The sequence below is a fragment of the Nitrosospira multiformis genome, assembly GCF_900103165.1.
In the GTDB taxonomy this organism is placed as follows: Bacteria; Pseudomonadota; Gammaproteobacteria; order Burkholderiales; family Nitrosomonadaceae; genus Nitrosospira; species Nitrosospira multiformis_D.
Window position 1 is genome coordinate 1,040,641 of record NZ_FNKY01000001.1, and the last position, 11,608, is coordinate 1,052,248.

General features: G+C 52.7%; 12 protein-coding genes. All 12 read right to left on the reverse strand.

Annotation, left to right across the window (positions count from 1 at the left end; all coding sequences use genetic code 11):
- Positions 1-12 precede the first annotated feature (12 nt).
- Complete coding sequence (locus BLR00_RS04710; RefSeq protein ID WP_074631066.1) at positions 13-1,008, reverse strand: sulfate ABC transporter substrate-binding protein; 996 nt, start codon at positions 1,006-1,008, stop codon at positions 13-15.
- A gap of 42 nt (positions 1,009-1,050) precedes the next feature.
- The gene (locus BLR00_RS04715) at positions 1,051-2,712 is read right to left on the reverse strand and encodes an alginate export family protein (RefSeq protein ID WP_081346642.1); all 1,662 of its coding nucleotides are present in this window, start codon (positions 2,710-2,712) and stop codon (positions 1,051-1,053) included.
- A 229-nt stretch (positions 2,713-2,941) separates the two neighbouring features.
- Positions 2,942-4,267: an alginate export family protein gene (locus BLR00_RS04720; protein ID WP_371130367.1), complete on the reverse strand. Its 1,326-nt coding sequence runs from the start codon at positions 4,265-4,267 to the stop codon at positions 2,942-2,944.
- The gene (locus tag BLR00_RS17160) at positions 4,264-4,656 is read right to left on the reverse strand and encodes a hypothetical protein (protein WP_371130368.1); all 393 of its coding nucleotides are present in this window, start codon (positions 4,654-4,656) and stop codon (positions 4,264-4,266) included. Before BLR00_RS17160 ends, BLR00_RS04720 begins: the two co-directional genes overlap by 4 nt.
- Positions 4,657-5,141: 485 nt before the next feature.
- Complete coding sequence (locus BLR00_RS04725) at positions 5,142-6,101, reverse strand: sulfate ABC transporter substrate-binding protein (RefSeq protein WP_371130396.1); 960 nt, start codon at positions 6,099-6,101, stop codon at positions 5,142-5,144.
- A 320-nt stretch (positions 6,102-6,421) separates the two neighbouring features.
- Positions 6,422-7,156, reverse strand: coding sequence for a type II secretion system protein (locus BLR00_RS16595; RefSeq protein ID WP_074631069.1), 735 nt, complete (start codon positions 7,154-7,156; stop codon positions 6,422-6,424).
- On the reverse strand, positions 7,143-7,520 hold the full coding sequence (locus tag BLR00_RS04735) for a type II secretion system protein (RefSeq protein ID WP_074631070.1): 378 nt from the start codon (positions 7,518-7,520) through the stop codon (positions 7,143-7,145). Before BLR00_RS04735 ends, BLR00_RS16595 begins: the two co-directional genes overlap by 14 nt.
- A gap of 4 nt (positions 7,521-7,524) precedes the next feature.
- Entirely contained in the window at positions 7,525-7,989 is a 465-nt protein-coding gene (locus BLR00_RS04740; RefSeq protein ID WP_074631071.1) for a type II secretion system protein, read from the reverse strand.
- Positions 7,986-9,944, reverse strand: coding sequence for a secretin N-terminal domain-containing protein (locus tag BLR00_RS04745; RefSeq protein WP_074631072.1), 1,959 nt, complete (start codon positions 9,942-9,944; stop codon positions 7,986-7,988). Before BLR00_RS04745 ends, BLR00_RS04740 begins: the two co-directional genes overlap by 4 nt.
- Positions 9,944-10,537, reverse strand: coding sequence for a hypothetical protein (locus BLR00_RS04750; protein ID WP_074631073.1), 594 nt, complete (start codon positions 10,535-10,537; stop codon positions 9,944-9,946). The genes BLR00_RS04745 and BLR00_RS04750 overlap by 1 nt, the downstream gene beginning before the upstream one ends.
- The gene (locus BLR00_RS04755) at positions 10,534-11,082 is read right to left on the reverse strand and encodes a hypothetical protein (protein WP_074631074.1); all 549 of its coding nucleotides are present in this window, start codon (positions 11,080-11,082) and stop codon (positions 10,534-10,536) included. Before BLR00_RS04755 ends, BLR00_RS04750 begins: the two co-directional genes overlap by 4 nt.
- A 1-nt stretch (position 11,083) precedes the next feature.
- The gene (locus BLR00_RS04760; RefSeq protein ID WP_074631075.1) at positions 11,084-11,605 is read right to left on the reverse strand and encodes a PilN domain-containing protein; all 522 of its coding nucleotides are present in this window, start codon (positions 11,603-11,605) and stop codon (positions 11,084-11,086) included.
- Between the last annotated feature and the right edge of the window lie 3 nt (positions 11,606-11,608).

The window sequence follows — 11,608 nt, forward strand, 5'->3', positions numbered from 1 at the left end:
CGCCGAAGGCTGCTATTTCTGATAAATCTGATCAAACGTTCCGCCATCTGAAAAATGAACCTTGTGTGCATTTTTCCAGCCGCCAAACGCATCATCGATCTTGAACAGCTTGATGGCAGGAAACTGGCTGGCATACTTTGCGGCAATCTTGGTGTCGGTAGGGCGGTAGAAATTTTTTGCGGCGATCTCCTGGCCTTCTTCCGAGTATAAATACTGTAGATAGGCTTCAGCGAGATCGCGCGTGCCCTTCTTGTCCACTACTTTATCTATTATCGCGACCGGCGGCTCCGCAAGTATGCTGAGTGACGGCACCACGATTTCAAACTTGCCGGAACCGTACTCCTTGATCGCAAGGAATGCTTCGTTCTCCCAGGAAATGAAGACGTCACCGACACCGCGCTCGACAAAAGTCGTTGTTGAACCGCGTGCACCCGAATCAAGTACCGGAACATTCTTGTAGATATCGGCAACAAATTCTTTTGCTCTGGCCTCACCAAAGTTTCGCTTGCCAAATTCCCACGCCGCCAGATAATTCCATTGTGCGCCCCCGGAGGTTTTCGGATTGGGTGTAATCACAGCCACACCGGGTCGAGCCAGATCGTTCCAGTCCTTAATCCCCTTGGGGTTGCCTTTGCGCACCAAAAAAATGATGGTCGAGGTATAAGGCGTGCTGTTGCGCAAAAATCGTTTCTGCCAGTCTTCCGGTAGCAGTCTGGCCTTTTCCGCGATGGCGTTGATGTCGTTGGCCAAGGCGAGCGTCACCACATCTGCCTCAAGACCGTCGATCACGGAACGCGCCTGTTTGCCAGAACCGCCGTGGGATTGCTTCACGGTCACTTTTTCGTTGGTCTTGGCCTGCCACTGTTTTATGAATGATTCATTGAACTCCTGATAAAGTTCACGCGTTGGATCATAGGAAACATTAAGCAAAGTCCGGTCTGCAACAGCGTGGCCACTGATTAATAAACTTGATAGTAAGGCCGATGTCACCCATGTTTTGATTTTCATTTTTCCTCTGATGTAATGATTAAATGAACCTGGTCAGCTCGATCAAAAAGCGCTGACGACTACTTCCATGTAAAGAAAATTGGAGCTCCCCGGACTTTTGCCAAGTGCCGCTATTTGCCGGTTACGCGTGAAGTTTCCGCTGACAAAGTGTGAATAACCCACAGTGGCATCGATATTGGCCGTGAGTTTATAACGCGCACGGATATCAAATGCATGTCCGATGAAGTCGCCACTCCTCCCGGTGGGATCACGATTGAAACCCGGATTCCGAATCGCGCTGTTATTGCCATCGAGCAAGTTATTAAAGCGGTCAGTGCTGCTGGCGAGCCAGAACCAGCCGTAACCACCGTCTATGCGCAGGTCTTTGGCCGGCTGAAACTCAAGCTTGATTTTAGGCGCTTTGATATTCTCAAAAACAATGTAGTCGTCCGCCGACCAAGGCCGCGCGAAACCAAAGAAGCGTTCAAACCGGTTATTCACGTTGTCATTGGGATGACGATCGCCGCTGGCGTAGCCATAAAAGGCGCTGATACGCGGTTTCCAGTCGTGTTTGAAGGTATATCCCGCCTCAAGCGTATAACCGTGCGCCTCATGCCGCTCCGCACCGTTTCTGCCGAATTGATAGATCAGGTTGAAATCATAATCCAGGTTGGTATTGCCTATCTTCCCATAGCCCCGCAGGGCAGGCGCGTGGATCTCGCGATCGACTTGCCCTGGCATCTTGCTGCCGTCCTGTATGAGGCCCATATAATATGGCTGGAGCGTGATAATGTCCGACCACTTGCGCCAGTGGCCAATAACCCCGTAAAACCACTGATTTTCGATGCGTTGATCGAAAGTGGTCAGGAAGCGTTTAACAGGTTGATAGGCCCATAAATCAACTTCCCAGTCGTTGACTTCCCGGCCCAGGTTGATGCGAAAGCCCTCGAAAGTATTGGTGGTGTTGCGCCATTCGTTACGCCCGATCAAACGCCGGTCAAGAGCCTCATAGGCCATACGGCCTATCCGGAACCTGATGGGACGGTCCTGGTTCCGATCGTCCTGACCCAGCGCGTGCTTGAAATACAGTTCACCATACCCCTGGATCAGTTCGTGCTCATTAAAATCACGGTCGTCATGCGGGAACTTGCCGTTGTAACGCCGGGAATCCTGAAATTCGATCGCGCCGCGAAATGGGTCCAGAAGTTCCCTTATTCCGACATATGCCCGTGAGCGTAGTAAAAAAGGCTGGTCAAGCGTGAGGTTGGTGCGTCGTATATCATTACTCCGAAACTCATATCGGGTACGGTGATCCAGACCAACATCCAGCCAGGTAATATCCTTGAAGGCCTCGATCCCGGTTTTGCTCAAAGTCTTCACATATCTGGGTGGATCGGACTCCGGTTGTGTGGAATAACTGCTGGAAGGTTGAAAATAGCTCGTGGATTTTTTGCTGGCTTCCGGTTTGACCGCAAGCGGGGTAGCGGGGTTATCCAATGCGGCAGGGTTAGCCGATGGCGGTATCGCCCATTTGTAATTATTGTCTGATAATTTTATCGACCAATTATCTGAATCAAATATCCCGGCCTGAGCCAATTGCTGCGCCGCTTGCTGGGTTGCCACCCGGGATTCTCCCATTGGCTGGTTGTTTTCCCTCGCCTGAATCGAGCTTACGGGTAATGTGCTGATCGCCGATGCAAGCGCGATTTGCCAATAGTACTTCACTGCTCTCTCCATAGTTTTTATCTGGCTGCTGCCCCGAATAATGAGAAGGCACCGCCGGGGTGGCAGGTGCCTTTTAATTAAAGTGCAGGATTATCGACAGAACAGAAGTTACCAGTCCCTCCTTATATGAGGAACTAATAAGATTAGATTTGTTTATCTCTTTTTCTCATATAGGGAGTTTAGGCAGCTGATTCTTGCGAAATGACCAAGTTACGCATCCGCGAAATATCTAAAAGGCGCTCATCAGCACTTCAACGTAGAAAAAATCGGTGTTGCCTGAGCGCTGTGCGATGTGGTCAGGTTGCGCCGCTATCCTGTTTTTTACGAAATCACCTGCAGTGAAATGAGTATAGCCGATCACGGTATTAATCCGCGACGTGAGCTGATAGCGCAAGCGCAGTTCCACCGCGCTCCCGACATAATCTCCACTCCTGCCTGTTTTATCCCGATTGAACCCGGGATCCTTGACGACACTGATGTTGCCATCGAAAGAATCGAAAAGACGATCTGTGCTGCTGGCCAGCCAGAACCAGGCATAGGCTGCTTCAAATCCCAGTTTTTGGGTTGGCTGAAGGTCAAACCTGATTTTAGGGGCCTTGATATTCTCATAAATAACGTAATGATCCGCAGACCAGGGGCGCGCAAAACCAAAGAAACGGTCGAAACGATTATTTACATTGTCGTTGGGATTCCGGTCCCCGGTAGCATAACCATAAAAAGCACTCACACGCGGTTTCCAGGAGTAATTAAAGTTCTTCCCTATTTCGGTAGTGTAACCATACGCGTCTTGCCGCTGCGTACCATTAGTACCGAACTGATAGCTGAAGTTGATATCATAATCCAGCAAGTTTCCAATCTTGCCGTAGCCACGCAGCGACGGCATGTGAATTTCCCGGGGGAGCTGGCTTGTCGCTGTATGGCCATTGACGTCAGGTGTTTGTAACTGGCCCATGTAGTAGGGTTGCAACGTGATGATGTCGGACCACTTGCGCCAGTGGCCAATTGCACCAAAAAACCACAGGTGATCGTTGCGCCTGTCAAATTCAGTTTGGAGACGTTTGACCGGTTGATACCCCCACATATCGATTTCCCAGTCATTGGCTTCCCGGCCCAGATTTAGACGAAAACCTTCAAAAGTATTAGTTGTATTGCGCCATTCGTTGCGCGCGATAAAACGCCGGTCCAGCGTTTCGTAGGCCATGCGCCCCACCCTGAATCTAAGAGGCCGGTTCTGTTTGCGATCATCTTCACCCAGCGCGTTTTTGAAATATAATTCGCCGTATGCCTGGATCAGATCATAGGGGTTGTTCTCCTGATCAGTAGACGGAAATTTGTTATTGTAGACTCGTGAATCCTGAAATTCGACAGCGCCACGAAACGGATCGAGGATCTCTCTTATGCCTAAATAGGCGCGGGAGCGCAGAAAGAAAGGATTGTCGACTCCCCCTTCAACACGGCGTATGTCGTTGTGACGCATTTCGTAACGGGTGCGGAACTCAAAGCCAATATCCAGCCAGGTGATATCCTTGAACGCCTCAATGCCGATGTCGCTCAACCGGCGCACATATCTGGGCGGATCGGTGTCGGGATTAGTGGCATAGCTGTTGGAACGCCGGTGATAGCTGGTGGGTTTTGGGGGGCTTCCGTTTTAGCCGCAGCAGATTTTTCCCACCAGTCATACTCGCGATCCGTATTCATAGCGGGTCTCGGAGGAGACGGTTCAGCAGGTCGATGCCCCGGTTTGATCGACCATTTGAAGTTTCCGTCTGTTGAATCGACCGCTTTTTTATCTGCAACCAATATTCCTGCTTGACCTATCTGCTGCGCTCTTTGTTGGATCACCCCGGATTTGCCTGATGGAATGTTGAATTCCTCCGCTTGAATCGAACCCATAGGTAATACGCTGATCGCGGATGCAAACGCGATTTGACAATAGCATTTCATTGATATGTTCCAAAAGGACTCTCCCGGTATTCCGGATAGGTCGTCTGCGTCGTTTTCGCGCTTGTGCTGCGCCGATCAGCAACAAGCCCGCGACCCATATAAAAATATGCTCTCTCGTAATCCTGTTTGGCTACCGCTGCGGGACAAGAAAAGGCACTGCTTGGCGACAGGTCCTTGAAATAAACCAAGGAGCTGTGACGGAATGGAAGTTACCAGTGTGGCCTTATGCAAGGAACTAATAAGATTTGATTTGTTTATCTCTTTTTCTCATATGAGGGAGTTGCGCGGAGATTCTGCAATGCGAACAACGGCGATCGTTTTTATGTGAATAATCTTTCGCGACTCTATCCCCCCTTGAATTGTCTAAAATGAATTAAGAATTCCGCTATTTATGTAAAGAAGCCCCATGAGCATCGGAGTCCGCGGCAAAACAGGCATCGCAGGCAGGTCTACATTATTGGGCGGCTTCGCTGTATTCGTCGTTGTTACTTCACGTGATAAATTTGATCGAACAGACCGCCATCGTCGAAATGCCTAATCTGGGCCGCTTTCCAACCACCGAATATCTCGCCGATGGTGAACAGATCCAGTTCTTTGAATGTCGCGTGATGGTGTGCAAGAATCACTGCATTACGGGGTCGGAAGTAATGTCTGGCGGCAAGTTCCTGGCCCTCTTCTGAATAAAGATATTCCAGGTATGCGACAGCGAGTTTGCGAGTGCCGCGTTTTTCGACCACCTTGTCCACGATGCTGATCGGGTTCTCGGCCAGAATGCTTATCGATGGGTACACCACATCGAATTTATCGTCACCGAGTTCTTTTCGGGTAAGGAATGCCTCATTTTCAAAAGTCAGAAGGACGTCGCCGATGTTCCGCTGAACGAATGTTGTGGTAGCCGCCCGTCCTCCACCGTCCAGCACGGGCACATTCCGGAATAACTTGGCAACGAAGTCTTTCGCGCCCCGCTCGTTGCCGCCCCTCTTGATCACATATCCCCATGCAGCAAGATAGCTGTAACGGCCGTTCCCGGAAAGCTTCGGGTTGGGAATCACCACGGACACACCAGGTTTGACCAAATCACCCCAATCATGAATGTTCTTGGGATTGCCCTTGCGAACAAGAAATACGGTAGTGGATGTATAAGGTGCGCTGTTGTGTGGGAAACGCTTCTCCCAATCTTGTGGAATCAATCCTCTTCGTTCTGCAAGGAGATCGATATCATTTGACTGATTCATGGTAATTACGTCGGCCTCCAAGCCATCCAGAACTGCTCGGGCTTGCTTGCTCGATCCACCATGAGATTGATTGACGGTCACTGTCTCTCCGGTTCTTTGCTTCCAGAACGCGGCGAAGGCCGGATTGTAATCTTTATAGAACTCGCGGGTCACGTCGTAGGAAACATTCAGCAGAGAGATTTCTCGAGATTCCGCTTGTGCTATGCCCATTAGCAGCAAGCCGGCAATCAGTGTTCGATACATGCTTCCTCCATGGTTTTGTCTGACTTAGCCTCCCGGATCAATGAGCAGTGTCGCCGGGGGGCAGGCGCCTTGAATTAAATGTCAGGGAGTGTTGAAAAAGCAGAAGTTACCAGCTCCTCCTTATATGAGGAAACAATAAAATCGGGTTTACTTATTTCTTTTTTATCATAGGCGAGGTTGCGTCCCCGATAGCGCCACCGACCAAAATTATGGACTCACGCATTAGTGTGGGGTGGATGATGATTTTCATCCCAGCCATTTTTACTCGGTAGCTGGGAATATCGTGGCTAATTACGCAAGCAAGCCCGGCGAGCATCGGATGCGGCGTCAAAGCAGGCATGGCATGCCGGTCCGGTCAAATCTCCGCAACTTTCCCGGCATTGGGCATTTGCGATGGTGAGCTGACTTCCGCACAACGCGAAACGGTTGCCCGGTTTTGCCGGTGCGACAGGTCCGGAAGGGCCGCTGGGGTTGGGCCGCGCAGGACCTGACGGAGGCGTGCCGGCATTCCCTGGCTGGGTTGCCGCGATAGCGGATAAGGCTGCGGCATTTTGCGTGTAGATAAAACGCCAATCCGTATATTCTTCGGCGTTGGTGAAATCGACAAATTCACGCAGGAATCCATCCCGCTTGAAGGGCTTGGCGGTGGATAGGCTGTGTACCCCGGTAATGCGCCCTTGTTCCCTGACCAGTCCCCATTGAACCGTTCTGGTAATCGGATCACGGTAGATCCTGCGCAAATGGTGTCGCGTTTTGACGAAGCGCTTATCATCCAGCAGATCTTGCAGCGTGAGCGGATAGTGTTTGACCCCGCCTGGGGTATTTTCATAATAACTTCCTATGGCTTTGCGAAATTGTTCGCCGATGAACAGGAGTTCCCTTTCTTTTTCCCGCTGGGCTTCGGCATGCCAGACTTGACCGGTAGAGGCGAGGGCAATGCCGGAGATAATGATAAACATCAGTAGCCCGAGATAAGTGAAGCCTTGCTGGTGCCTGACGAATGTATGCCTACCAGTCGCCATAGCTTGATCCATCCATAGCGGCACCGGGGGCGCCGCTATGCAAATCGTACACACCGCCCGGGGTATCGTCCGACGGCGGAACAATAACCCAGGTTGTTGCGCTTTCCGTTACGGGATCCACCGGTATGCTGCGAATATATTTACGCTCCGCCAATTCTTCCAGCGTGTGGGGATAGCGTGCCTGATCACCATAAAACTTGTCCACCGCTTCACGCATCACGGTAAGGTTCTGCTTCAGCGCGGCTTCTTTTGCCCGATCCACCCCGCTAAAATAGCGAGGTGCAGCCACTGTCAGCAGGAGCATCAGGATGGCCAGCACCACCAGCAGTTCGATCAGCGTGAAACCTGGAAATGCGCGGCCCATGTCATCACCATTCGTTGTAGGCGATACCGTTCAGTCCGATTTCCCGGCTGAAGGAATAGACGTCGAACACGTTGTCCCCGGCTTGGGGAGAATCCTGACCACTTTCGTAGCTGCGCTTGCCCCATGTCTCCTGCGGACTGGCGCCCGTGTCAGGATTCATCGGATCGCGAGGCACGCGGCGTAAAAAGCGTACAAGCCGCTTCTTGGGATCGCGCGCATCCGGAATGCCTTGGGCAAGCATATCCAGTGACGCCGGGTAGCCAGAAGTCTCCGCCGCTTTTTCCACACGGCCTTCGTCGGCAGCCTTCTTGTAAGCATCCAGTGCTGTCCGGATGTCGCGCAACGCGGCGCGCAATTCCGCTTCCTTCATGCGCTTGACGCTTAACTGGCCGAGTGGCAGCAACGCCATGGCAAGGATGCCCACGATAGTCACCGTCACCACCAGTTCGATCAGGGTAAAGCCTTTCATGGGATATTGGTTGGAGAACGAAATGGATCGGGAGGCTGAGGTTGTCCGCCGCCTGCAGGGCTGGAACTGTCCGCAGGCGGACTGACGGCCGGTGATGGAGCCGCCGGTGTTTGCGGCTGATCCTGAATGACCTCCTGCGGTAAAGGTTGTTCGATCGGAAGAGACGGGCGTTGCGACGAATTACGTCCGGTGCCGCTTCCTCCGGCACCTGGAACAACGATCTGCGGCCGGTCATTAATACTCAGTTCCGTGCCGGACCAGTATTCTGAAAGTTCTGATTCCGGACGCCGGATGTTATTGATAACACGTGGCGTTATCGCCAGCACGATTTCTGTTTTGTTCTTTTTATCTTCCTGGTTGGAGAACAATCGCCCCAGCACCGGGAGATCTCCCAGCCCGGGCACCCTGCTCGCATTCTTCCGTTCATCATCCGAAATCAGGCCTGCCAGCACCTGAGTTTCGCCATCCTTGAGGCGCAGCAGCGTATTGGCGTTCCGCGTGCCGATCTGAAATACTCGGGAGCCGTTGGTTAAAACTGTGGGGACTCCCAGCGAACTCACTTCCAACCCCACCTTGATATGGACATGATTATCAAGGGCAATGCGAGGCTCCACCTCAAGCTTGAGACCCACGTCGATATACTGAACACTCTCGGAAGAGGTGCCGGTAGTGCCTGCCACATTAGTAGTTATCAGGGGAATCTTGTCCCCGACCTGTACCCTGGCTTTTTCGTTATTGCGCACGCGGACGCGCGGATTCGCAAGTATATTGATATCGCTTATGACTTTCCTGAAAGTGGCTTGTGCATTCTGGTTGATGGTAAGAAATTCGAGCGGGGCCGATGCCATATTGGCCGTAATTGCACTCAAAGTAAGTCCTGCCGTACTGGTTAACGTCGTTGGCCATGCGATTCCCAGTTCCTGCAAGCGATTGCGGCTTATTTCCAGTACATCTATTTCAAGCATGACTTCTGGATCGGCCATGTCATTGGCGGCCACCAATTTTTCCGCAATGCGGATCACCTCTGGCGTATCGCGAATCACCAGCATGTTAAGACGCTCGTCTATATGAACATCCTTGCTCTTGAGCATGGTTTTAAGTAGCGCTGACACATGTTTGGCACTGGCATTGGTGAGAAAGAAGCTACGGATCATCAGATCCTGGTAATCTTTGAGTTTCTGCAATGTATTGGGAAACACCAGTGCAGTGGTTTCGGATAAGGCTTTTTTCTGCAAGCCATTGGTCGCCAGTACCATTTCTATGGCATCCTCAATGCGGGCATTGGAAACAAATACCGTCGCCTTGGCATCCTGTTTGATGTCCTTGTCCAGAATAAAGTTAATCCCGGTGGTACGCGAAAGCGCCTCGAATACCATTTTGATATTGGCGTCCCGTAATTCCAGCGAAATGGGTTTGTCGAAAGGCGACTTGAGGCGAGGCGGTTCATTACGCACAAACTCGCGCTTGCGGCGAATCTCCCCCTGTAACTCAAGTGCCCCGCCATGGGAAGGGGTTTCGAGCAGCACCGTCCGCAACACGGCCTGCGCTGCATCCAGATTACCTTCATTCAACAGGTTGCGTGCGGACTCCACCCGATCGGCATGTTTACGCTCGCTTGTTATCGCATGCTGGCCTGTCAAAGCACGTGCATTAGCCGGGTCTGCGAACAGCACGCGTGCAAAAAATGCCTCTGCCTCGGCAGTCCGTCCATCGCGCAACGCCCGGTCAGCTTCCTGCAGCAATTCATAGACGGCCCGCTCATGCGTGACATGCACATCCCTGCGCGTGGGCATATCCTCCGGTTTTGCACGCCGCGCTGCATCCGCATTGGCTATGCGCTCCTCTGGGGTGTCGCCCGGCACGCCCTCCTTCGGCCACGGCGAAAAGGCGCAAGAGGAAATCATCAGCATCAGCACGCAGACCGCCAGACTGCGCGCCCCGAAGGTAGAGTTCATCAAAAAGCTCCCTGGTTACCATCTTCGGCGGGTAAGGCGGGCTTAGCGGTTTTTAGGAGCGTCCGTGGCTGCCCCAGGGGCAAGTAGGTGAGATTCAAGGTAGTTGCATCTTCTGTGTCAAGGCGCCACATGCTGTCGATATTCTGGCCAGCTACAACCGAATATACTTTATTGTTTTCGGAGAGAAAAAATGTCGTCCCCTGCGGACTATCCTCGAGTTTTCCAAGATAGGAAAATGGTGCCTCCGGTGCCACCGGCTTGGGGGGCGGCGCAGGCGCTTCAAGGGGTTTGGAAGCCACATACCAGTCGTGCGGCTTGAATAAATCCGCGGATCGGCTGTCTTGTTCCTGTACAAGGCGTGTACGTCCACTCAGCACGCTCCAGTTCAATGCAGCGGAAAGTTCCTGAGATGCCGCTCCGCTTGCGGTGGCATCCGAGGTGGCGGTCCTGGAGCGATCAGGCGTTCGCTGGGTTGAATGCGCAAGCTGAATCACGCCTTCTTCATCTTGATCATCGACCTGAATGGCGAGCCAACCTGTGAGGGCTAAGGCTGCCGCCATTGCCATCCGGCGTTTGATTAATGCTGATGTCATGTGCGTTTTCTCACAAAGAATACAAAACGCAAAATGACCGCGGCCTGCCCGTCCGCCACCTTTCCTCGTTCCAATGCAATGTCAGCGAGCGCTGTTGAGGGAAGTTTCTCCAGTACATCCAGAATAAGGCCATGAATCTGTGAATAAGTCCCCGTTACCGGCAGCGTGACCTCGAAGCGTCGCAAGGCTCCTCCCGCTTTCTCCACCAGCGCGTATTCCCCCTTATTCAGCTCCAGTCCTTTATCCCTGGTCAATATAAACAGCGCGTCCAATTCGTCGGAAAGCTCATCCACTGTGGGAAACCTCGCCTGAAATACCGCGAGCTCCTGCGCCAGAATCTGGTCCGGCGGCAAAACCGGGACCACTGGAAGGGGATTCAAAGGGCGCGCAGCCAATTCCGTGCGCAAGCTGTCGATCTCGTCGCGCAGAGGAAGTATTCCGATGAACAGGACAGCCAACGTAACCGCAAGGAGCGTGATCCCGGTCAGTCCAGCCGGACCGAGCCGGCGCGTCAGATGCCTTATCTTCCAGGTCATCGCGTCCATATCAGCCAGCCCACCGCGCGCTCAGCGCAAAACGAACAGGTCTCTGCTGATCCGAAGCGACCACCTCGTGTTCCTCCAGAACCACGTCAGTCATGTGCCCGGTAGCTGCCAGTTTGCGCGTATACTCCAGCGCATCGGCCAGTCGCCGCGCCTCGCCCGCGATACGCAAACGTCCTTTGGCGGCATCAGGGCGTATGGCCAGCAGTGCGATCTCGGGTTGAGTGGTTTCTTCCAGTATCGAGAACAGTGTTGGCCACGGCCGGCCCAGCTCGCTCAGCACGGCGTTGGCCTGACGGACCTGCTCTTGCAGCGCTTTCTGAATCTCAGGGGAAGGTGGCACATTCGAGGTGCGAGCCGCGTGAGGATCATTTCGAACTCGCGATTGCAGATTTGTACGTTCGCTTTCCAGGCGGAGGTACCCCAAACCGGCAGTGGAAAAAAGTAGCAGGGCTGACAGCAAAAGTCCCCACGCCCAGAATGGAACGGCATGTTGGGCCTTGGCGTGATCAAGATGGATTTTCATGTA

What these genes read in the sequence shown, in the direction of transcription:
- BLR00_RS04710 (WP_074631066.1), bottom strand. Translation starts at nt 1,008, where the DNA reads ATGAAAATCAAAACATGGGTGACATCGGCCTTACTATCAAGTTTATTA.
- BLR00_RS17160 (WP_371130368.1), bottom strand. Translation starts at nt 4,656, where the DNA reads ATGAAATGCTATTGTCAAATCGCGTTTGCATCCGCGATCAGCGTATTA.
- BLR00_RS04725 (WP_371130396.1), bottom strand. Translation starts at nt 6,101, where the DNA reads ATGGGCATAGCACAAGCGGAATCTCGAGAAATCTCTCTGCTGAATGTT.
- BLR00_RS16595 (WP_074631069.1), bottom strand. Translation starts at nt 7,156, where the DNA reads ATGGCGACTGGTAGGCATACATTCGTCAGGCACCAGCAAGGCTTCACT.
- BLR00_RS04735 (WP_074631070.1), bottom strand. Translation starts at nt 7,520, where the DNA reads ATGGGCCGCGCATTTCCAGGTTTCACGCTGATCGAACTGCTGGTGGTG.
- BLR00_RS04740 (WP_074631071.1), bottom strand. Translation starts at nt 7,989, where the DNA reads ATGAAAGGCTTTACCCTGATCGAACTGGTGGTGACGGTGACTATCGTG.
- BLR00_RS04745 (WP_074631072.1), bottom strand. Translation starts at nt 9,944, where the DNA reads ATGAACTCTACCTTCGGGGCGCGCAGTCTGGCGGTCTGCGTGCTGATG.
- BLR00_RS04750 (WP_074631073.1), bottom strand. Translation starts at nt 10,537, where the DNA reads ATGACATCAGCATTAATCAAACGCCGGATGGCAATGGCGGCAGCCTTA.
- BLR00_RS04755 (WP_074631074.1), bottom strand. Translation starts at nt 11,082, where the DNA reads ATGGACGCGATGACCTGGAAGATAAGGCATCTGACGCGCCGGCTCGGT.
- BLR00_RS04760 (WP_074631075.1), bottom strand. Translation starts at nt 11,605, where the DNA reads ATGAAAATCCATCTTGATCACGCCAAGGCCCAACATGCCGTTCCATTC.